Origin of the sequence: Neoalteromonas facilis, assembly GCF_002807665.1 — a bacterium.
Lineage (GTDB): Bacteria > Pseudomonadota > Gammaproteobacteria > Enterobacterales > Alteromonadaceae > Alteromonas_E > Alteromonas_E facilis.
Map to the genome: position 1 here is coordinate 59,117 of NZ_PEAY01000002.1, position 22,027 is coordinate 81,143.

A 22,027-nucleotide genomic window follows, 5' to 3' on the forward strand; every position below is an offset into this window, starting at 1 on the left:
ATTGACGGCAAATGTGGTTCACCCGGATGAAGAGCATAATCCATTGCTAGTGTGATTGGATATCGTGAATAAACTATAGTACATTTTATGTACCGTTGAAAGGCCACAAATTGCGCCGTATAGCATAGAAGATCCCATGAAAACTCATAACTCTACAGGTCTTTGCTGGATTTCATTTAGTGCGCTTTCAATCGTTTTGATGGGCGGTCCAGTGCTGGCCAATGAAGTCTCAAGCCAGCCTCCGCAAGCACAGACGCAACACTCTGAGTATTCGTTACATGTGATGCGCAAACTGTTGTCTGATATGGGTATGTCACTGCCTGACGAGTATTACCCGCCGAGTCCTTCACCCTCTCCTAATCCACAACCTAAGCCTGAGCCTGAACCAGAACCCAATCCAGAACCAGCGCCAGATAACAAGGGAGATGATGACTTCTTTGATGAAGATGGTTTTTTTGATTCTGACATGAGCTTTGAAGATGCCAAAAAAGCGATGGAAGATGAATTCAATGATACACGTTCGGCATGGGAGCAGGAGTATCAAGAAACGGTCGCACGTTGGCAAAAAGCAAAAGAAGAATTTCAAAAAAACAAAGAGACCTATAAACAAGGGACCATTGATATTCGCGCAGCGGCACAGCAAAAACCAAAGTTAGGCAATGCATTGCAATCTAGCAGGCCGATATCGCTTGATAACATGAAGCCAGGCGATTTCTATCTCATTCCTAGAGCGTTAGATGTTCCCATTCAAAATCAGGCCGGTCGAGGTACCTGCGCTGCATTTACCGGGGTGCGAGCAATGGAAACTGTTCTGTTGCAGAGTGATATTAAGGTTAATTTGTCAGAGCAGCATTTTTATTGGTTGAGTAAAGAAGACTGCCAACAAACTCCCTGCACCGATGAGCAAAGTGGCTCCTGGTTCACCAATGGTTTAGAAAATAGTAAGCGCAATAAAGTCGGGGTTTTAACCGAAGTACACTGCCCCTATGACATCTCGACGAACCCTAAAAACGAAACACACACGCCGCTCGCTTGTCGTTTTGTTCCCGGGATCCGTGCAGGAAAAATTTATGATGGTTTAAGCAAACCGCAAGTCTTAGAAGCAATTCAGTCAAACTACCCGGTCATGGCTGGCATGAGACTTACCGATAACTTTTATGAAGACTCACTCGTTACAGTGTCCAATATTGGGCGCTATTCAGGTAACACCGACAGCCATGCTGGCGGGCACGCACTCCTTTTAGTTGGTTTAATTCGCCTTCCCGCCGAATTGAACGAAGGACGTTTTTGCGCGGTTACTGCCAATAGCTGGGGTGATGGTTGGGGTGTGGGTGGCTTTGGTTGTTTGACCGAAAAGTGGCTCGACCGCAATAAAATAGGTTATGACGCCATCGCCTCTGCAGTATTAACTGACAGGTTTAAGGTCAGCTATGGCTTATAACGCGATGTTACGACAGCCAATTACTTTTTTGCACGGACGAACAACTACGCTAACGCTCGCTCTCGTTTTACTATGCTACTGCGCTAGCGTTAGTGCGACAGTAGAGTTTACGGTTTTAAGCCAGCGCAGTAAGGGCATTACGGAGAGCGTGGAAACGCTTAAGCAGGGAGAAGGATTATCGTTATCGCCGAATGGATTACTCTGGGCGAGAAGTAACGGTGAAGAGAGCGAATACTATGATTTTATTTGCCAGAACCGAAGTTCAGATCCGGTAACCATATCGTTCGAATTGGCTTCACGCCCTTGGTTTGAAGTTAAAGCTTCCCAGTCATGTACAGAATGGCAAGACACTGTACTTGCGTGTCCGTCTCTTCAAGCGCCGCAGTTTGTCTGTCGATTAATCGTGAAGGACCCTTCTGAAGTTCAATATGAAGCCTGGAAAAAACAGCAAACCGCAGTCAACCTTCGTTCTTCAAATGGATTGGACTGGCGTGCAACTGCTCAGCAAGTGTTTAAAGATTATTCCGCATCGATCGACTTATGCAAGGCAATACATGGCAAACAACATGTTAAAGGTGCAGTCGCTTTTACTGTAAATAAAGGCGGCAATACTCAAAATGTTACTATCGTAAAAGAAGGTGAACATGCGACGCCTGATGGTGAGATGCCATATGCCAAATGCGTTCAGTCATCCATTCAATCTTGGAAGTTTCCTATGATTCGATTTGGGTATGAACCGTTAACCTATACATTCAACCAATAGTGAATTGACCTGACAATGGTTTCACTAAAGCATGAGCTACCCATCCGGTCTTGGAAAGTATGGCTAAGTGCAATAGTGATTGCGGTTGTTATTGGGAATATTGCTGACCATCTTCTCGATACACGGCTTGATGATATTTTTCACGATGCCGCATTAGTCCATCATAAAAGAACGCACTGGCAGGATACCGCGATTGTCGCTTTAGACAGCCAAATACCTGGCTACGTCGGGCGCAGACAGGCACTAGGCTTATTTGCGTTGGCAACAAAACGACTGTTCGAGCTTGGCGCGACCACAGTATTTTTGGATGCACGGCTGTATGAGCCAACTAATAACCTTTATTTTGCAAACTGTGTATCAACCTATCGCGACGCTGGCTTTCCTCATCAAATACAATGGGATGACTCACCGAATCGAGCGGTTTTCGCAGATTTGACGACAGCCCAGTTTGAACGCTTTTACATTGCCAACCCAAGTTTTTTGCAACAAAGCAGTTTGGAAGTGGCGCTCCTTTTACAAGCCTACTTCGGCGAACAGTTAATCCCTGCAGATTTTATTGAACTATCGACAAACCAAAAGCTACAGGAACGTCTATTTGCTGAAGTGACTATAGAGCCCAAAGATAATTTGCTCCTGCCCGGATTGAACCGATGGATGAATATTAATCCTGATTCAGTGGTATATAAACTCAGTGAGAAGCACCTTCAATTTCTGGGCGAAGAGGCCAAAACTGCCACGTTGGATGTTGAACGTTGTGGACAAACAGCCTGCAAACGTACGCGTTTTTCAGAACCCATTCGGACAACCGCCATCGGCGGCGATATTCCAATATTGCCGTTAAGTCAGTTAGCGGGCTGCGTCACAGACGAACGATTGAATGATATCCGTCCGTTTGTAGAAGATCGCATCGTCATCCTTCAGCTGAGCCAGCCAGAGGAAGCCTCGGATTTACTGCTTACCCCTATGTCCAACGCAATTGGCTCACCGCGAGAGTTACTGCATGGTCCGCAATTTATTGGCGATAGCCTTGAAACGCATCTAAATGGTGATCATCCATCGCGCCCCAATTTTATACTTAGAAATATTGTGTTTTTATTAACGGCGATTTGCACGGTTGCCAGCGCAGCTATGTTAAAAGCATCTGTTGCGCTGATAGTGCCATTAATTTGTACATTGATTGTCATTGCCTTGTGCTTTGTTTTTACTCCCATGCACCTATGGCCCGTTGTTGCTACTACAATAACCAGCATGACCGGTTGTTTTGCGTTATTGCTGGCCCATATTACTCAAGGAACACAACAAAGTAAGTTGGTGGCGCGCTACCTACCACCGCCGGTTCGCGGCCTACTTGCCGATGCTTCGATAAAAAAAGATTTTACCAATCAACGCCACCAAGCCGCAGTATTAATGAGCGACTTGCGCCAATACACCACAATCACAACGGAATTAGAAAAGCCTGAATTTGTCTTTGATCTGATTAATCGCTATTTCGAAGACACAACGCTCATGTTGCAAAACCAATATCACGGTTGGTTGGAGGCTTACGTTGGCGATATGGTGGTGTACTACTGGCCAGACACCGCTGGTTATGAGTTTGAAGAGCAAAAGAGGCACTGTCTTTTGGGCGCTATTGAACTAGCCGCGAAACAGAAGGCGTTTTTTGACGCGCTAGAAACGCTTGATATCAATGCCGCCATTCCAAAATCAAAATTGCAAAAAATATCAGCGTTTATAGGCGCTGGAATTGGCGTGACTACCGGCGAGATAGTCATGGGTAATCTAGGGCCACACAGTGGTGTTCAGAAGTTCAGCTGTTTGGGCGACCCGCTCAATTTAGCCAGTCGAATTGAAGCGTTAACTCGTCACTTTAACACTGAAATTATTATTACTGAGGAGTTACAGAGCGTTGCACACGAGCTTGGACTTAAAACTCGCAAGTTAGTTACCGCTGAAGTAAAAGGTAGGCCTCTGCCGGTGACGCTCTTTGCTATGGGAGAAGCCTCAGATGAACGTTTTTCTGAACAAGCCATAGACAATTGGCAGGGCTGGATCGCCGACATCGAACGAGGAAAAGAACCTGACGTTGAACTGCTTGCAGCATTTGAGAAAATCGATAAGGTGACGGTGACCGAGTGGATCAAACAAGGCCTTCTTGAAGTTCAACGCGGCGTTTTTGTGTTGACCTCGAAGTAACCAAGTTTACTGAATCGATTGCATGGCCACGGGCCGTTGTCTACTTGGTGAATCAAAGTCGACGGCTGAATTCGTTGATACTGCATAATTGTTTCAGAATGGCGTCAGTTGTGTACCCATAGGTGGTCATGTTTCGAGCCTCCGCACTACCCATTCAAAAAGATAAACCGCGCTTCGCCTAAAAAAGCTAAAAGATATTGCTAAATTTTAGCCGCCTAAAAATAGCACTAAAACAACGAGTTAAGTTCCCTTTAGACATATGTCTAATGTTGTATAGAGAGCTAAAGGGCACACTGGCGTTTTATAACTGCCGACATATTCACATGCAAAATCAAACCTCTTGTCGATTTGTTGTTGTGCGTAAACTATCGATGCTGCTGGGCCTTAGCTTACTTATAAATGGGCAAGTATTAGCGAGTGATCAGGTCACCATGTCTGAATTACAGATGTTAGCGCAGGAGCGCTTAACTGAGCTGTATGGTGATGATGCACCGACCTCTTATCCATCTTCAAGCGTTCGAAAATGGTTGGCATCGCCTTTGACGTTAGACTTTACTGCCTTACGTTCGGACCAGTCTGAGGGTAGTGATGAACTTGAGTTAGCTTTACGTGCTGAAATTAACAATCCAACTGCAATGCAGTTGAATGCGGATGTATCAGAGATAACCCAAAGTCTACAAGCCGCGATGGAGCAAAAATCCCAACTATTTTATGCGGGGTTAGTGCGCCGCTTGGTGTGGGAACGGCTTGCGGCAGAGAGTGAAGTTGCGGCACTCAACCAAAAATTAGCCTGGATTGAACGTTTTGGGGATGATCTTACGCGGCGCGTCAACGCTGAAGAGGCTTCAAGGTTTACGTTGTTGCAATGGCAGCAACAACGCCTACAAATTCGCAGCGATTTGCTGACCGCTCAGGCAAATGTTCAAGCCATTACCAAGCAATATAAAGATATTTTAGGCACCGAAACACTACCTACCAATCCGATAGAGGCTGTGGTCGAACCGGCCCGTTTACCTTTACCACCAGAGTTGCACATCGCTACATTGCAGTACCAGCTCGGGCAAAAAGCCTTTGATCTGTCAAAAGCGTCCGCCGCACCGTGGCAAGTGGGCTTTATTGTAAAGCAGCTTAAGACCTCAGGCTTTGATGAAAAGCAAATAGGTCTGACTGTTGGGGTTCCTTTATCTATTGGCGGCAGCGTTGATGTTGTGACCAGCGCGGAGTGGGAGTTGGCGCGACAGTCATTACAAAACAATTGGATCGAACAACGTCTTGCATACCAACAACAGCATGATGCGGCAAATGCTGAAATGGCAATACTGAAGCAACAACTGGCGCTGCTAGAAGAGCAGGTAGCGCTGGGTGAAGACGTTATATCGCGTTTAGATCAACTACAGAAAACCAGTGAGCTTGAACAAAGCGCCTGGTTGCAGGAGCGTTTGCGCCAAATGGATCTGCGCCAAGCGCTTGATAGATTGGCGTTATCGGCCCATCAACAGCAAGCAAAAATCAACCAAATCTTAGGAATTCAATTATGAGAACACTCTTTATCGGTATGTTGTGGTTGGTTAGCTTTGTCGGCGTAGCACAAACGTCAATCAATGAGTCGGCTCTGGGAAATTTCGAACTGACCTATACGCAGGTGGAATCGTTAGACGAGTATCCCATCACGGCAATATCGGGCCAAATACGAGTGCGCGAAGGGGACATTTATTCTCTCACCGCACCCATCAATCCTCAGCAGCGCATATATCTAGTAGGCGATGGGGGCGCGGTGACAGCGGGCCAGCGCATTGCACATTTGATCGGAAGTGAGGTTCATCATTTTAGGGAGCGTCTCGATGCCCAGCGTTTGATCGTGTCGCAAGCCGAACAGCGCTATAACAAGAATCAGGCACTGTTTAAACAGCAAGCCATAAGTCAGGAACGCTGGCAGCAGATCATGGCCTATTACTTTGAGCAGAAGCTCATGCTCGGCCACCTCGAACACTTTGCTGAGTGGGTGGAGTTCACCGATTCCTATGAAGAAATGTATTTACTTTCACCTATTGCAGGATTGCTGCGTCATACCCCTATTAGCAATGCTGAAGACGGGGTCGTGCTAGCTAAATTGGTACCTCTAGCTCAGGCTCGCGCCAATGCGAATGTGCCAATTAGTGCTGCTAGTAAGGTGAGTGCATTACGTTTTGGCAATTGTGTTGTTGATGTGGACAGTTTCAGCGCAAATGCCTCAGGTGTTACTGCAGATATATGGTCTCAGCCGTTGAATGATGATTGCGGTTTTACCCTTGGGCAAAGTGTTGAACTAACGCCGGTCGTCGAACAACCTATTATGCGTATCCCTAAGGCGTCTATCTATATGTTCGAAGGCAATACGTATGTTGCCAAACTCGAGGGTACAATCTTAACGCCGGTAGCCGTATCGGTGCGTGCACGCAGTGATGCAACCAACATGTATATCGAAGCCCAGCCTTTACTGGTAAACGCTCGCGTGTTGTCCAGTTCAGTCAGTGCATTGCAGGGCATATTGATGGGTATGGGAGGCGAATAACGTGATTTCACGATTGATCCAGTTGGCCCTTACCCAGCGCCTGTTTGTTCTAATTGTCTTTTTGATTGGGCTTGTGGCGGGGTTTACTGCATGGCAGCGCCTGCCAATTGATGCATTCCCTGATATTTCACCGACACAGGTCAATATCATTATCCAAGCATCGGGAATGACGGCAGAAGAAATTGAAGCCCAAATAACCCAGCCGATTGAAACTGAATTGCTGGGCATACCCAATCAAAGTATTTTACGCTCAACCACAAAGTACGCGATAGCATCCATTACGCTGGATTTTGAAGATGGCACAGATATTTATTGGGCAAGACAACAAGTTGCTGAACGCTTAAATAGCCTTTGGGCGACATTGCCCAGTGTTGCCACTGGTGGTGTGGCCCCCATGAGTACGCCGCTGAGCGAAATGTTCATGTTTACGGTGGACAATCCACAACTGTCCCTTTCAGAGCGCAAACATATTATTGATTGGCAGATCCGGCCAGCGTTGCGCACGGTTGCCGGGGTTGCTGATGTGAATGTGTTGGGAGGGTTCACGCGCACCATTCAATTTACCCCCAATCTTGCTGCAATGGCTCGAATTGAAGTAACACTAGGTCAGATAGCAGAAGCGCTTCAGGCACGAAACATCAATGGTAGTGTTGGGCGTATTGATGTTGGTAATGACTCACTTATTGTGCGCACGCAGGGCAGGGTCAATGGCATTGAAGAACTTGCTGAGGTTGTTGTTGCGTTTGACCAAGGTATACCAATTACGTTGACGCAATTAGGTGACCTCTCCTACGGCAGTCTAACCCGCTATGGCGGCGTAACCCACAATGGTGAAGAGGCTACTCAAGGCTTGGTCGTTGCGTTGAAAAATACCAATACCGCGGAGGTCATTGAGGGTGTACTAGCAAAGCTTGAAGACATAAAACCAGGCCTACCGAGTGGTACAGAAGTAAACGTGTTTTATAACCGTAAGACATTGATCGACACAGCGGTTGGCACGATTACCTCAGCATTGGGGCAAGCGGTAGTGATTGTTATTGTGCTATTGGCGCTATTCCTCGGGCGATTAGGGGCTTCCTTTGTCGTTGCATGCGTGATCCCCGTTGCCGTATTGCTGACATTTTTATTGATGGAATGGGTTGGGCTAACCGCTAACTTAATGAGTCTAGGTGGCATCGTGATTGCCATTGGTATGTTGGTTGATGCGTCCGTTGTGGTGGTCGAAAACATTGTTACACGCTTATCGACACCGAGCACGTTGCCTCGCTTACACATTATATTTCGCGCAACAAAAATGGTCGCTGCACCGGTCATCGCCGGTACATTGATTGTCTTGGTTGTATTCTCTCCGCTACTGACGCTAACCGGGTTGGAAGGTAAGCTGTTTAGTCCTGTGGCGTTAACCATTGTATTTGCAATGTCAGCGGCGCTGGTGACGGCGTTTACCCTTATTCCGGTTTTGGCGTCGTTAATTATTCGCCAGAGTAATACGCGCTCTCCCGTTTTGTTGCAAAAACTACAAGCAGCGTATCAGCATAGCTTAGCAATAGTACTCAAAGCACCGAAAAGTCTCATTACGGTATGTGCAGTATCACTCGTTTTGACCATGCTGGTGTTTACCCAGCTGGGAAAGACGTTTATGCCCACGTTGGACGAAGGTGACATTATTGTGCAATTGGAAAAGTCGCCGACGATTGCTCTGGCGGCTTCTTTAGAGTTGGATAAGCAAATCGAGAAAGCCATACTCGAGAATGTGCCAGAAGTACTGCAAGTAGTCGCCCGAACCGGCTCTGATGAGTTGGGGCTTGATCCTATGAGCCTGAATGAAACCGATGTGTTTATGCAGCTCGCTCCGCGAGACACCTGGCGATTTGACAGCAAAGAAGCGCTCAGTGACGCAATTCGAGAAGTGTTGGCTGGATTCCCAGGCATCAACATTGGCTTTACGCAGCCTATCCAAATGCGTGTGTCTGAAATGCTGACTGGGAGCACTGGAACTGTGAGTGTTCAGGTGTTTGGTGACGACATTGCAACATTGTCATCCTTAGCCCATGACATTGCAGACATTGTTAGAAACACTGAAGGCGCCGTTGATGTGCAAATGACATTGATTGAAGGCGGCGACTATTTGCGTATCGTTCCTAAGGCACACTTGGTTGAAGCGCTCAATTTAAGTGTCGGTGAGTTATCGCGTTATCTTAAAAGTCAGGTTACCGGTATTGAGGTCAGTAATATTATCAACGGCAGAGTGATAACGCCCATCATGTTCTCGAATCAACAAGCCGGCGTGTCTACTATCAATGCGGTACAGGGGTTGCGCGCAGCGCCTGTGATGCTGCCAAATGGTGAAGTGGTAAACTTAGGTGCCGTTGCTGATATCGATAGAGTGGAAGGGCCTTCGATCATTGAGCGTGAGAACGCCGCACGATTCGCGGTTGTTGCCATGAATGTAGAAGGTACGGACTTAGTTTCGTTTGTGGACTCTTTGCAATCGAATGTGGCTGCCCAATTGACGCTACCGGCAAATTATTCATTGAGCTTTGGCGGTGAGTTTGAGAATCAAATTCGCGCCAGTAACAACTTAATGATGGTTATTCCTGTAGTCATTGCATTGATTGTTATTATCTTATTTGCGCTGTTTGGAGACCTAAAAATTGCTGCGCTGATCATGGCGAATGTTCCATTCGCGCTGATGGGCGGTGTACTCGCACTATGGATAACGAATCAATATGTGTCAGTGCCCGCGTCAATCGGCTTTATAGCGTTACTGGGTGTAGCCGTGTTGAATGGCGTTGTGATGGTGGATCACTTCAAGCAACTTAGCGCCCTCAAAGGGACACTGGTCTCTCGTATTGCGTCGGGCGCTGGGGATCGTTTGCGCCCCATTTTGATGACAGCAACGACCGCTATTTTTGGCTTGTTGCCATTGGCATTTGCCAGCGGCCCGGGGGCGGAAATTCAAAAGCCTTTAGCCATAGTGGTCATCGGTGGGCTTATAACATCTACGCTAATTACGCTGTATTTGTTACCCGTATTCTATTATTTGGTGGAGCGTCGTCATCATGTCTGATCATTCTTTATTGAGCGTGTTTGTTGAACAAGCCCTCCGAGACAGTGCAACGGATGCATTAATGGGCATGCCGAAATGTTCTGGTTTTAGTATATCGAGCATTGATGGCTTTAGCTGTGACCATGCTAAATACGATTTGCGTGAGCAAGTAGCAGGCTACCGCAAAATGGTGCGCATCGATGTGATGCATCATGTTGATGACTTACAAAGCATTTTAGCTGCACTAGCTGAGATCCACAGTGAGCATCCATTGCGTTATTGGGTGACACCAATCATCCAGACGGGCTTTATTGACTAATTCTCCCACCTTTTTCTGTTTACTTTTATTTTTTTACACCATCGCCAATATTTATATTGGCGATAATCTATCTCTTCCGTCAAATAGTTTAAAAAACAATCAATTGTTAAAAAAAAATTAAGAAAACACTAGACTAAGACTACCTATCCGAGTAATTCTTATACACTTCTTAACATAAGAATAACAAAAGTCGCCAAGACAATTTACAAGAAGGTGTGGGAGCTATCGGTAAAACGGTATCCAAACACCTCGTTTTCGCGCTTAAAAATCGAACAAAAGAACTTCCACGGAGGTGTTGAGTGAGATCGCTCTTATACAAGGCTGCCGCCACGCTTGGGTTATTATCGGCTGGGACTGTTGCATTAGCAGAAACCGCCACTAAGGGGGATCCCTACCAATTGAATTTGACCAAGGGGGTCACAGACATCAGTAATCAGGTGTACGACCTGCATATGTTGATGTTTTTGATCTGTGTGGCTATTGCGGTAGTCGTATTTGGGGTCATGTTCATTTCAATGTATTTACACCGTAAATCACGCGGTGTTAAACCCGCTAACTTCCATGAAAGTGTGAAAGTTGAAATCGCCTGGACAGTAGTGCCTTTCCTGATTTTGATTGGCATGGCGATCCCTGCGGCTAAAACGTTGATTGCGATGGAAGATACTTCTGAGCCTGACATGACAGTGTTAGTCACTGGCTCTCAGTGGAAGTGGCATTATAAGTATATGGACAATGAGGTTGAGTATTTCTCATTGTTAGCGACGCCACAGAATCAAATCACCAATCGCTATTCAAAGGGCGAAAATTATTTGCTTGAAGTGGATCGTCCGCTCGTCATCCCAACAGGCCAGAAAGTGCGCTTCCTGATCACCTCTGATGATGTTATCCACTCTTGGTGGGTACCAGATTTTGCCGTGAAAAAGGATGCTAACCCAGGGTTTATTAACGAAGCTTGGACCATGGTGAATGAGCCTGGTGTCTATCGCGGCCAGTGTGCAGAGTTATGTGGTAAAGACCACGGTTTCATGCCTGTGGTCGTTATCGCAAAAGAGCCTGCTGACTATCAAGCTTGGATAACAGAACAAGAAGAAACACAACGCAAAGCGCGTGAAGAAGAGCAACGTTTACTGGCTATGAGCATGTCTATGGAAGAGCTTATGGCGGAAGGTGAGCGTGTTTACATGGCTGCGTGTGCAGCGTGCCACATGCCGAATGGTGAGGGTTTGCCTGGTGTATTCCCTGCACTTAAAGGTAGCCCAATGGCACTTAACGACATTCCTGGTCACATCGACATTGTACTTAACGGTAAAACCGGTACAGCGATGCAGGCATTTGGTAAGCAGTTAACATTATCCGAAATTGCGGCCGTTGTTACTTATGAGCGTAATGCTTGGGGTAATAACACTGGCGATATGGTGCAGGCAAAAGATGTTAACGCTGTTGCAACTGGACAATAGGAGAGAGTGATGAGTACCGCAACTGAAAATCTAGATCACGACGCCACTCACGCTCATGATGACCATCATCATGCGCCCCCGTCAGGCATAAGACGGTGGCTATACACGACGAACCATAAAGATATCGGCACGTTATATTTGTGGTTTGCCTTTATCATGTTTCTTGTCGGCGGTGCCATGGCAATGGTTATCCGCGCGGAGCTATTCCAGCCAGGTTTGCAGATAGTTGATCCGAACTTTTTCAACCAAATGACCACGGTGCACGGTTTGATCATGGTATTTGGTGCCGTTATGCCTGCTTTTACCGGGTTAGCGAACTGGTTAGTGCCGATGATGATTGGTGCGCCAGATATGGCTCTGCCTAGAATGAACAACTGGAGCTTTTGGATCCTACCGTTCGCATTTTTGATCTTACTGTCTTCATTGTTTGTTGAAGGTGGTGGTCCGGCATTCGGTTGGACGTTCTATGCTCCGCTATCAACTACCTACAGTAGTGATAGTACTGCCCTGTTCGTATTCTCAGTTCACATTATGGGTATCAGCTCAATTATGGGCGCTATCAACGTGATCGTGACCATCTTCAACATGCGTGCGCCAGGTATGACTTGGATGAAGATGCCATTGTTCGTGTGGGCGTGGCTAATCACTGCATTCTTGTTAATTGCGGTTATGCCAGTGTTGGCCGGTGCAGTCACCATGGTGCTCACAGACAAGTTCTTCGGCACTAGCTTCTTTGATGCCGCTGGTGGTGGTGATCCGGTGCTATTCCAGCATATATTCTGGTTCTTCGGGCACCCTGAAGTGTACATCATGATTTTGCCGGCATTCGGTATTATCTCGCAAATCATCCCAACCTTTTCACGTAAGAAGCTGTTTGGTTACGCATCCATGGTGTACGCAACTGCGTCCATCGCATTGTTGTCGTTTATCGTATGGGCTCACCATATGTTTACTACAGGGATGCCGGTGGCGGCGGAGATGTTCTTCATGTTCGCAACCATGCTGATTTCTGTACCTACTGGGGTAAAAGTATTTAACTGGGTTGCGACCATGTGGCGCGGTTCAATGACCTTTGAAATTCCGATGTTGTTCGCAATTGCGTTCGTAGTGCTGTTTACCATCGGTGGTTTCTCGGGCTTGATGTTGGCGATTACGCCAGTGGATTTCCAATACCATGATACATACTTCGTAGTAGCTCACTTCCATTACGTCTTGGTAACGGGCGCAGTGTTTTCGATTATGGCAGCTGTTTACTATTGGTTGCCTAAGTGGACAGGCCGCATGTTCGACATCACATTGGCGAAGTGGCATTTCTGGTGTTCACTGATTTCAGTAAATGTACTGTTCTTCCCTATGCACTTTGTTGGCTTAGCGGGCATGCCACGTCGTATACCTGACTACGCGTTGCAATTTGCCGATTTCAATAAGTGGATCAGTATCGGTGGTTTCGCGTTTGGTTTATCGCAGCTAATTTTCCTAGCGTTGTTAATAAAAGCTTGTCGCAAGCAAGGCGAAAAAGTATCTGACCAAGTATGGGAAGGTGCAGAAGGCTTAGAATGGGAAATCCCGTCACCAGCGCCTTATCATACGTTTGAAACGCCTCCTGTAGTGAAGTAAGGGGCAATCGTGAGTCGAGCAGCGGCAAACAAGGCGAATAGTCGACTAGTGGTAAAACTAGTCGGCATCGTTATTGGTATGTTTGGATTTGGTTTTGCGTTAGTGCCGCTGTATGAGGTGTTTTGTGACATCACTGGCATAAACGGCAAAACAGAAGATCAGGCAGCGACTTACGAAGCCGTAACGGTAGACACCTCGCGTTGGGTAACCGTTGAATTTCTTACTCGCACAAACAGTGGGATGCCGTGGGAATTTGAAGCACGTACCAAACGGATACGTGTGAATCCGGGCGAATTGCACACCGTTGAATTTTATGTGCGTAACCCAGCCCGTCGCGACATTATTGCACAGGCGATACCGTCAGTATCGCCCGGCACAGCCGCATTATATATAAATAAAACCGAGTGTTTCTGTTTCAATCACCAGCCGCTTGCCTCTGGTGAAGAAGCGTTAATGCCGATGAAGTTTTATGTGGATCCGCAGTTACCGGAAGACATTTCGTTTTTCACACTGCAATACACATTGTATGACGTTACCGAGGCAGCAACTAAGGCCGGTGAAACGGTCGCTAAGAACAATAATGATATAGCCGCGATTGACAGCTAGAAGGAGAAAACCATGTCTCAGCAAGATACGCCGACGCAATATGAAAAGTACTATGTGCCTGAACAGAGCATTTGGCCCATAGTGGGCGCGGTCGCGTTATTCTTAATTGCCGTTGGTGCAGGGAATTACGTTATCGAGGTCACAAAAGGTAAACCGGGGATCGGCGGCTACGTATTGTCTGCGGGTCTGATAACGTTGGTTGTCATGTTATTTGGTTGGTTCAAGAACCAAATCGACGAGTCCATGGGCGGTTTATATTCAGCTCAGCTTGGACGCTCTTACCGTCAGGGCATGATGTGGTTTATTTTCTCTGAGGTTATGTTCTTCGCCGCGTTCTTTGGTGCGTTGTTCTATGCCCGTACGATTGCGGTGCCATGGCTAGGCGGCGCATCTAACAACGTTATGACAAATGAAGTATTGTGGCCAACGTTCGAAGCGATGTGGCCACTAGTGAATACGCCGGGTGGAACAGAAACTACCGCTATGCCGTGGCAAGGCCTTGCGACCTACAATACGATTATCTTATTGATATCGTCAGTAACATTGCATTTTGCTCATGTGGGCTTGGAACAAAACAAGCGTGGACAGCTGAACTTGATGTTACTTGTCACTATCCTGCTCGGTGTTACCTTTTTAGGTCTGCAAGCATATGAATATATTCATGCTTACAATGATTTGGGTCTGAAGTTAGACAGCGGCATATACGGTAACACGTTCTTCTTGCTGACAGGTTTCCACGGTATGCACGTAACGCTTGGTACGATAATTTTGATTGTATTGTACTTGCGCGTACTCAAAGGGCACTTTACGCCCAAAGAGCACTTTGCATTCCAGGCAGGTAGCTGGTACTGGCACTTTGTTGACGTGGTTTGGGTAATGCTATTTATTTTCGTTTACATATTGTAAGCGTAGATTAGTAACAGTGAACCGAACAGAGCCGCTTTTGCCGGCTCTGTTAATTTTGGGGGTTAGTAAGGTCTTGGGTTTGGTGTAATCAGGCCTGTTGCCAAAGCCAATAAAATGATCACAACAATGATGACAGACGTCATCACACGCCGACCGATATATTTACTCATTGGTTCACCGTCAGGGTCATGATTCATCATGACTTTCATGGCCAGAAATAAGTTATAAATCATGTAGAGTAATAGGCCGCAAAGTATTATTTTAATTATCATGTGAATTCCAGGTTGAAGAATGAGTACTGGTAAAAAACGCTTTCCTTGGATAGCTACTGTAGTGACATTTATTGCAGTTGTCATCCTTGCCAGATTGGGATTCTGGCAATTGGAACGTATGCATGAAAAGCAGCAACGCTTGACTCAATTAGAGCAGCGCACGGATCGCAGCACGTTGAATTTACACAGCGCTTTCGTGCAAGGCGATGCCGTGGCCGATGTGCCAGTCAGTTTTGCAGCCACAATTGATACTGCGCGTCTACTATACCTTGATAATCGGGTAGTCGATGGCATGGTGGGTTATGAAGTATTCGCCATTGCCGATACCGCTATTGGTCAAGTACTGCTCAATTTTGGTTGGATAAAAGGCGGAGCCACTCGTGCTGAATTGCCTGCAGTTGAACTACCCACAAGCTTAACGGAGTTCAACGGTAATATCGTTGAGCCCAACTTAAATCCGATTATTCGTGAGACTGCCCAAGCGTATGCGGATTTTCCGCTGGTGGTGCAGCAAATCGATATGGCCCTTTTGAGTGGCATGTTAAATACCGAGTTACACCCATTTTATATCGCTTTAGACAATCAAACGCCTCAGTTTGTACGTAATTGGCAGCCTGTGGTGATGTCTCCAGAAAAACATTTAGGTTATGCGTTGCAATGGTTTGGACTAGCCATTGCCGCTGTGGTTATATTTTTTATCGCATTATTTAAAAGGAATGCTAGCAGTGACTAAATCAAACAAAGTAACGGTTTTTTTACTTGTTGTTGTTTTCGTTTTACCCGTGATCTTGGCCAAACTCGCGCTTGATAATGATTGGTTTAATCGAGGTGCTACTAATCGTGGTGAGCTACTGAAAACGCCCATTGATATGAGCGAAATGCTAACAGAGAGCGAGCCAAGCTGGCGGATCCTATATGTGCTCCCTTCTGAGTGCAGTGTGGAATGTGAAAATGCGCTTTATAGTATAGAGCAGGTTTGGGTAGCTTTAGGGCGAGAATCTGACCGTGCACAAGCCACGGTCGTTGTGACAGAAGTGAGCGATGCAGCAAAAGTAGCAGCACTAAAAGAACAAAAACACGTCACTCTGTTAACGGTAAATCAGCAAAATGTTAATAAGGTGTTTAAAGATTTGTCCGCAAGTGGTATTTTCCTAGTAGACACTTTGAATAACGCGATGTTGCGTTATCCATTGCAACAAGAAAAACAAGAAGCTGTCATGCACAGCCGAGATATTTTGGCCGATTTACGCAAAATGCTGAAATTATCCCGGATTGGTTAGGGGAAAATGGAATGAAAAAGCTGGTACTAGCGAGCATACTGCTTGCGTTAGTGGTCATTGTATTGGGTGCTTATACCCGACTGACTGATGCCGGCTTAGGTTGCCCTGATTGGCCCGGATGTTATGGGCATTTCACTGTGCCTCAGAGCGATATGCATGTCGAAGCTGCGAATGCTGCCTATCCTGATAGACCGGTAGAAGCTGAAAAAGCTTGGAATGAAATGGTACACCGCTATTTCGCTGCCACTCTTGGCTTTTTCATCGTCATAATTGCAGCCATCGCTTTCATCAAACGTAATTTTAATCGACCCCTAAAGCTACCCATTTTCCTTGTATTGCTGGTGATATTCCAAGGAATGCTGGGCATGTGGACGGTAACGCTAAACTTGTTACCCGCAGTCGTGATGGGGCATTTACTCGGCGGCTTTACGGTTCTTTCGTGCTTATTCCTGCTGCTCTTACGCTTAACCCCTTATCGCATTCCAGGCGGTGATCCTCACCTTAAACCGTTGGCTAAATTTGCCGCGTTAGGCGTATTTATTTTGGTGTGTCAGATTGCGCTCGGTGGATGGACGTCAGCAAACTATGCGGCATTAGCCTGTACTGAGTTCCCGCTATGTGAAGGTGATTGGACTCAACGTTTAGATTTTGTCGGCGCCTACACTATTCCACCGGCTGACAATTACGAATTTGGTGCTCACGATTATGGTGAGCGTATGACAATGCACATCATGCATCGTATTGGTGCTGTGGTGACTTTCTTGTATTTATGTTGGCTCGCGGTAGCGTTATATAAGCGCGCGTCTTCAAGCATGATCAAAAGCTTAGTGGTTTTGATGGTGTGTGTGCTTGGTGCACAAGTGTTGCTTGGCGTTAGCAACATCGTATTCAGTTTGCCATTGACAGTCGCTGTTGCGCACAACGCAGTAGCGGCGTGTTTATTGTTAGTCATGGTGATGCTCACCTACACGCTTTATCGCAAGATATAGGTTTCTCAGGAGATTTTTGTGGCTCGTTCTATCTCAATTGAAAATGCTTCCAAAAAGTCAGCAACTCAGCATCAGCAAGCGAGTTGGCGTGACTATTATGAATTAACTAAACCGCGTGTGGTTATGCTGTTATTGCTAACGGCACTGGTCGGTATGTGTTTGGCGAGTGATACATGGATTGCATGGCAAACCTTGATTGCAGGCTTGGTGGGTATTGGATTTTTATCTTCCGCTGCGGCGGTTGTGAATCACGTAGTTGATCATCGTATTGATAGTCAAATGGCGCGTACGTTCAATCGACCTGTCGCGCGCGGGAAAGTGTCAATCGCACGCGCATTAACTTTCTCCTTGGTTTTGACCATTATCGGCATGGCGACACTTTTTGTATGGGTTAATGCATTAACCGCGTGGTTAACTTTTGCTAGCTTATTAGGTTATGCCGTGGTGTATACCATGTTCTTAAAGCGCGCAACGCCACAAAATATTGTGATTGGTGGTCTTGCAGGTGCTGCGCCTCCGTTATTGGGCTGGACAGCCGTTACCGGTGAAATCCACGCACATGCATTATTGTTAGTGCTGATTATTTTTACCTGGACACCGCCTCATTTCTGGGCGCTGGCCATTCATAGAGAAAAAGACTACGCCAAGGCTGAAATACCCATGTTACCAGTGACTCATGGGATTTCGTTCACCAAAACGTCTGTTTTGTTGTACACCGTTTTACTCTGTTTAGTTTGTTTGTTGCCGTTCTTGGTTGGTATGACGGGTCTGATATACCTTGTGGGCTCTAGTCTTTTAAACGCTGGTTTTATGTATTACGCGTGGAAATTGAAGTTTGCCAGTGATAGCCAAACCGCGATGCAAACATTCAAGTTTTCAATCATCCATCTTATGATATTGTTCGTTGTACTATTGGTTGATCACTACATTCCATTGTCTCTATGAATCAAAAAACTATAACGGGCGTCATCGCATTGTTGGCGCTCATTGGTGGCATTTATGCTGCAATTGTTATTGCGCCACCGGGATCTGATACCGCTTCTTCAGCCTCGAATGAGCTTGCAACCCAGTACTTGCAACAATATCCACAGCCAAGAGAGTTAGTGGACTTTTCACTGACCAATCATCTGGGTGAACCGGCTACTAAAGCTATGTTTTTGAACAAATGGACTTTGCTATTTGTAGGCTATACCTATTGCCCAGATATTTGTCCCACCACATTAGCAGCGGTTAATAGCGCCTACCCCAAGTTGATTGAAAGTGCTAGCGAGCCGTTGCAGGTCGTGTTTTTATCGGTTGACCCAAACAGGGATACGATTGAACGTTTAAACCAATATATGACCTTTTTTAATGACCAGTTTATAGGTATGACAGGCGAACATGCTCAACTTTTCCCGTTGGTTCGCAGCATGGGTATGATGTATTCCATGACCGAAAGCACCGATAACCCTAACTACCTTGTTGATCACAGTGCATCGATTGTCGTGATCAATCCGAAAGCCCAAGTGATAGGTCGCTTTAAGCCTCAGCATAAGCCTGGTGAACTTGCGATCAGCGATACCGCGCAGATCCTTGCGGATTTGCCCATTATCATGCAAAGCGGGCAGAAACCGGTTCACTAAAATGGCGCCAATAACATGTGCTAAATCATCTGATGCACCGGCATTGGCTGAGCTTGTTTTTGCCGCAGCTCCTTTAATGTTGAGCGAGCTGTTTGGTGATGGCGATGAGACCTTAGCGCGTGACTTTTTGGCATTTTGCTTCAATGAACCGGCTGGACAATTTGGTTACGCGAATCATTTCGTGATCCGTGACGCAATGTCTGTTGTTGCCTGTGCTTGCGTGTGGCATAACCAATTACCCACTGACTTTGATCAGGCAACGTTGGCACAAATAGTGGCGTATTTTGGCCTTGCAAAAGCCAAAGACATTCTCAAACGCAATGAAGTGTATAGCGCTGAAATCAAGCACCCCAAGGTGCATCAGATTGCATTGGGCCATGTCAGTGTAGCGCCAAGAGCACAGCGGCAAGGATTGGCATCAATGCTCATTCAACACGCCGAAACGTTAGGTGCTAAGATGAGTAAAGATGAACTGGTGATAGATGTAGAGCAACATAATCAGGCCGCTATCCAGTGTTACCTAAACGCGGGTTTTACCATTGTTGGAAACTCTCTATCAGGGCGCTATCAACGTTATCAAAAGGTACTCTCAGGTAAACTTGACACATAATTTACCTGTGGTTATTTTTTCGTATAGCTCGATTTGAAACATCTATCTATTTAAAAGGAATTAATATGCTGTCTTTACGCGCATTGAAGCGTTCAATATTGCCAATCATTTTGTCGCCGATTCTGTTTGGTTCGACCTTTTCATTCGCATCTGAAGACTTCTCAAGTGTTTACAACGCTTATTTAGAGGCGTTCAAACAAGAAGACTATACAACAGCGCTATCCTTGTCACAGCAAGCCCTTGAGTTGGGCGGTAAGCAGTTTAAAGAAAACACAGACAATTACCTTAATTTGCGTTTTAACTATGCCAACATGTTACAACAGACCAAGCAGCACAAAGAGGCATATGCAGAATATCAGGCAGTAGAAGAGGCGTTTGCGAAACGCGACGGTGAGGATGCCGCTTCGGTATTTCCGGTGCGTATTGAACGTTATTATGTGGCAACCATTCTTGCGCGAGACGATAGTGATTTTGCCAAAGCGAAGCGCAACATAATCAAAGACCTGATACGCCAGGTTGAAGAATTGTCAGCACAACAACCTGATAAATCAGCATTTTATCACTATGGGTTAGTGTCCATCTTGCAACGTTCTAATACTGCATTTTCAACCTTGCGAAAAACGATTGGATTCGCAGAGCAAGCGGTCGAGATCATGGAGCAGAGTTTTGGGGCTACCGATCAACGCTTAGTGGAAAGTCAATTTTATTTAGCCAAGCTGTATAAAAATGCAAAGCGACTTGATGCTGCGGCTCAGCAGTACGAAGCCATTGTGGAAGTACTCGACGATAATCTCAATTACAGCCATCCATGGGCACTGACAGCGCACGCTAATCTGGTGGACATTTTTGAACGTAAGGGGGAGTCGGATAAAGCCACCGCACACTGTGTGGCAATCGGCAGAATGACGCCTTGGGATGAGAATATTCTTGAGCCTAAGCCCATTTTCCGAACGAATCCTAAGTACCCGGTGAATTACGCGCGAGCAGGCCGAGAAGGGTTTGCCAAGATTGAATTTGATATTGATGAATACGGCTTCGTGATCAATCCGCGCATCATGGAAGTTCAGGGTGGCAACAGTTTTGGCGACGCTAGCGTGGAAGCACTAAAACAATGGCGTTATGCACCCAAGTTTATTAACGGTGAAGCTCAGGTGGCCAATAATCGATACGTACAAATGGACTTTTATATACGTCGCTAATCAGGGTAGAGACCGTTTTTATCGGCTACAAAGAATGGTTGCGAGTACCAGTAAAAGCGTCCAGCGAGTCCGCTTGGCGCGGTGCAATTGACACGACTTCTGCCGGCACCAAGGGGAGTCGGTAGCGTAAATGAGATTGATTTCTCGTGACGGTTCACTTCAATCGGACTGTTATTGTAAAAACACGTAATGCTTGCCGGTTTAATCGCTTGATTCGCGGGTTTAAGCATTACTTGTGGCGAAGCGCCCAGTGACTGCATGGGATCTATTGCGTCCTCTATGAGCGCAAGAGGCAAACTGCTCATCTTCGTTTTTAAGGTGTTCAAGTTGGCGTAGATGCCAGCTGCTGGAAAGCGCGGTATAGCCCCGAAATCTGAGCGAGCACCTACTGCTCCAGATTGTTGACCAAAACCAATATAGCCTTTTGCTTGTAATGCGTCTTTCAGCGCAAGGTTATATTCACCAAATGGGTATGCCACATACCGTAGCGAATAACCCAATTGCTCGGCGAGCATTTCCTCTGCTTGTTCAATATCTGCGACGGTGCGCGTTAACCATTGCTTTTCATCTTCTGCTTCATTTCGGGTGAGCAAATGGTTATGGCGCAAACTATGATTGGCAAATAGCACACCGTCGTCCGACATTTGCTGCATTTCCTGCCAAGTTAAATGACCAGCCTGTTCACCGACTACGCCTGGGTTTACAAATATTGTATACGGCATTTTATATTGCATAAGCAAAGGGTGCGCGTTTTCAAGAATGTTGCGATAACCGTCATCAAAGGTGATGACAACACTCTTGTCAGGTAACGGTTGTTGTTGGCGAATGGCAGTCATCGCGTCAACCAATGAGATAACTTGATGATGCTGATTGAGGTAGTTTAAATGTTGTGCAAATTGTTGTGGTGATATGCTGGTCGACGGCGGCGTCTGCGTAGATACGTGATGATACAGTAGAATAACCGCACGCGAGTTGTCGATAGGTGATGTCGTAGCATAAACCCACGTACTGCATGACAGCATCAGGGTTAAACAACAAACAAATATCGCAGGAAAGGACGGTTTTCTCATGGTTTTCCTCAGTAGCGTTACACAGTGATAAAGGAATTACTGCTTGATTAAGGTATTCTATCCTTTGTCGTAAACTGCTGGAA

20 protein-coding genes are annotated in these 22,027 nt (G+C 46.2%); 18 read left to right on the forward strand and 2 right to left on the reverse strand.

Going from position 1 to position 22,027, the window contains the following annotated elements:
• Nucleotides 1-136: 136 nt before the first annotated feature.
• The 11 genes from CSH93_RS06400 to CSH93_RS06450 all read left to right on the forward strand — a co-directional run bounded on the left by CSH93_RS06400 (nt 137) and on the right by CSH93_RS06450 (nt 14,902).
• Nucleotides 137-1,441 carry a C1 family peptidase gene (locus tag CSH93_RS06400; RefSeq protein ID WP_164078309.1) on the forward strand — a complete coding sequence of 435 codons (1,305 nt, stop codon included), beginning with the start codon at nt 137-139 and terminating at the stop codon, nt 1,439-1,441.
• A complete protein-coding gene (locus tag CSH93_RS06405) occupies nt 1,431-2,204 on the forward strand; it encodes a hypothetical protein (RefSeq protein ID WP_100642417.1) in 774 nt (257 codons plus the stop codon). Before CSH93_RS06400 ends, CSH93_RS06405 begins: the two co-directional genes overlap by 11 nt.
• Before the next feature lie 15 nt (nt 2,205-2,219).
• Nucleotides 2,220-4,397 carry an adenylate/guanylate cyclase domain-containing protein gene (locus tag CSH93_RS06410; protein WP_100642418.1) on the forward strand — a complete coding sequence of 726 codons (2,178 nt, stop codon included), beginning with the start codon at nt 2,220-2,222 and terminating at the stop codon, nt 4,395-4,397.
• 323 nt (nt 4,398-4,720) lie between these two features.
• Nucleotides 4,721-5,935, forward strand: a complete 1,215-nt coding sequence (locus CSH93_RS06415; protein WP_100642419.1) for a TolC family protein — start codon at nt 4,721-4,723, stop codon at nt 5,933-5,935.
• The gene (locus tag CSH93_RS06420; protein ID WP_100642420.1) at nt 5,932-6,948 is read left to right on the forward strand and encodes an efflux RND transporter periplasmic adaptor subunit; all 1,017 of its coding nucleotides are present in this window, start codon (nt 5,932-5,934) and stop codon (nt 6,946-6,948) included. Before CSH93_RS06415 ends, CSH93_RS06420 begins: the two co-directional genes overlap by 4 nt.
• Nucleotide 6,949: 1 nt before the next feature.
• Nucleotides 6,950-10,018 carry an efflux RND transporter permease subunit gene (locus tag CSH93_RS06425; protein ID WP_100642421.1) on the forward strand — a complete coding sequence of 1,023 codons (3,069 nt, stop codon included), beginning with the start codon at nt 6,950-6,952 and terminating at the stop codon, nt 10,016-10,018.
• A complete protein-coding gene (locus CSH93_RS06430) occupies nt 10,011-10,316 on the forward strand; it encodes a DUF3240 family protein (RefSeq protein WP_100642422.1) in 306 nt (101 codons plus the stop codon). The genes CSH93_RS06425 and CSH93_RS06430 overlap by 8 nt, the downstream gene beginning before the upstream one ends.
• A gap of 299 nt (nt 10,317-10,615) precedes the next feature.
• Nucleotides 10,616-11,773, forward strand: a complete 1,158-nt coding sequence (gene coxB, locus CSH93_RS06435) for a cytochrome c oxidase subunit II (protein WP_100642423.1) — start codon at nt 10,616-10,618, stop codon at nt 11,771-11,773.
• A 9-nt stretch (nt 11,774-11,782) separates the two neighbouring features.
• A complete protein-coding gene (gene ctaD / locus CSH93_RS06440) occupies nt 11,783-13,390 on the forward strand; it encodes a cytochrome c oxidase subunit I (RefSeq protein WP_100642424.1) in 1,608 nt (535 codons plus the stop codon).
• A 6-nt stretch (nt 13,391-13,396) separates the two neighbouring features.
• Entirely contained in the window at nt 13,397-13,996 is a 600-nt protein-coding gene (locus CSH93_RS06445; protein WP_100642425.1) for a cytochrome c oxidase assembly protein, read from the forward strand.
• 12 nt (nt 13,997-14,008) lie between these two features.
• Nucleotides 14,009-14,902 carry a cytochrome c oxidase subunit 3 gene (locus CSH93_RS06450; protein WP_100642426.1) on the forward strand — a complete coding sequence of 298 codons (894 nt, stop codon included), beginning with the start codon at nt 14,009-14,011 and terminating at the stop codon, nt 14,900-14,902.
• A 62-nt stretch (nt 14,903-14,964) separates the two neighbouring features.
• On the opposite strand, the gene CSH93_RS06455 is transcribed toward CSH93_RS06450, so the two are convergent.
• The gene (locus CSH93_RS06455; protein ID WP_100642427.1) at nt 14,965-15,174 is read right to left on the reverse strand and encodes a DUF2909 domain-containing protein; all 210 of its coding nucleotides are present in this window, start codon (nt 15,172-15,174) and stop codon (nt 14,965-14,967) included.
• Between the two features lie 19 nt (nt 15,175-15,193).
• Here CSH93_RS06455 and CSH93_RS06460 point away from each other — a divergent pair, with 19 nt between their 5' ends.
• From CSH93_RS06460 to CSH93_RS06490, 7 genes are all read left to right on the forward strand, one after another.
• On the forward strand, nt 15,194-15,907 hold the full coding sequence (locus CSH93_RS06460) for an SURF1 family protein (RefSeq protein WP_100642428.1): 714 nt from the start codon (nt 15,194-15,196) through the stop codon (nt 15,905-15,907).
• On the forward strand, nt 15,891-16,454 hold the full coding sequence (locus CSH93_RS06465; protein ID WP_100642429.1) for a hypothetical protein: 564 nt from the start codon (nt 15,891-15,893) through the stop codon (nt 16,452-16,454). The genes CSH93_RS06460 and CSH93_RS06465 overlap by 17 nt, the downstream gene beginning before the upstream one ends.
• Nucleotides 16,455-16,465: 11 nt before the next feature.
• Entirely contained in the window at nt 16,466-17,443 is a 978-nt protein-coding gene (locus tag CSH93_RS06470) for a COX15/CtaA family protein (RefSeq protein WP_100642430.1), read from the forward strand.
• 18 nt (nt 17,444-17,461) lie between these two features.
• Nucleotides 17,462-18,388, forward strand: coding sequence for a heme o synthase (cyoE, locus tag CSH93_RS06475; protein ID WP_100642431.1), 927 nt, complete (start codon nt 17,462-17,464; stop codon nt 18,386-18,388).
• Nucleotides 18,385-19,065, forward strand: coding sequence for an SCO family protein (locus CSH93_RS06480; RefSeq protein WP_100642432.1), 681 nt, complete (start codon nt 18,385-18,387; stop codon nt 19,063-19,065). The genes cyoE and CSH93_RS06480 overlap by 4 nt, the downstream gene beginning before the upstream one ends.
• Before the next feature lies 1 nt (nt 19,066).
• On the forward strand, nt 19,067-19,675 hold the full coding sequence (locus CSH93_RS06485; RefSeq protein WP_100642433.1) for a GNAT family N-acetyltransferase: 609 nt from the start codon (nt 19,067-19,069) through the stop codon (nt 19,673-19,675).
• A 65-nt stretch (nt 19,676-19,740) separates the two neighbouring features.
• Nucleotides 19,741-20,874 (forward strand): TonB family protein, encoded by a 1,134-nt coding sequence (locus CSH93_RS06490; RefSeq protein WP_100642434.1) that lies wholly within the window; start codon nt 19,741-19,743, stop codon nt 20,872-20,874.
• Here CSH93_RS06490 and CSH93_RS06495 read toward each other — a convergent pair.
• Nucleotides 20,871-21,944 (reverse strand): polysaccharide deacetylase family protein, encoded by a 1,074-nt coding sequence (locus CSH93_RS06495; RefSeq protein WP_100642435.1) that lies wholly within the window; start codon nt 21,942-21,944, stop codon nt 20,871-20,873. The genes CSH93_RS06490 and CSH93_RS06495 overlap by 4 nt on opposite strands.
• Nucleotides 21,945-22,027 lie beyond the last annotated feature (83 nt).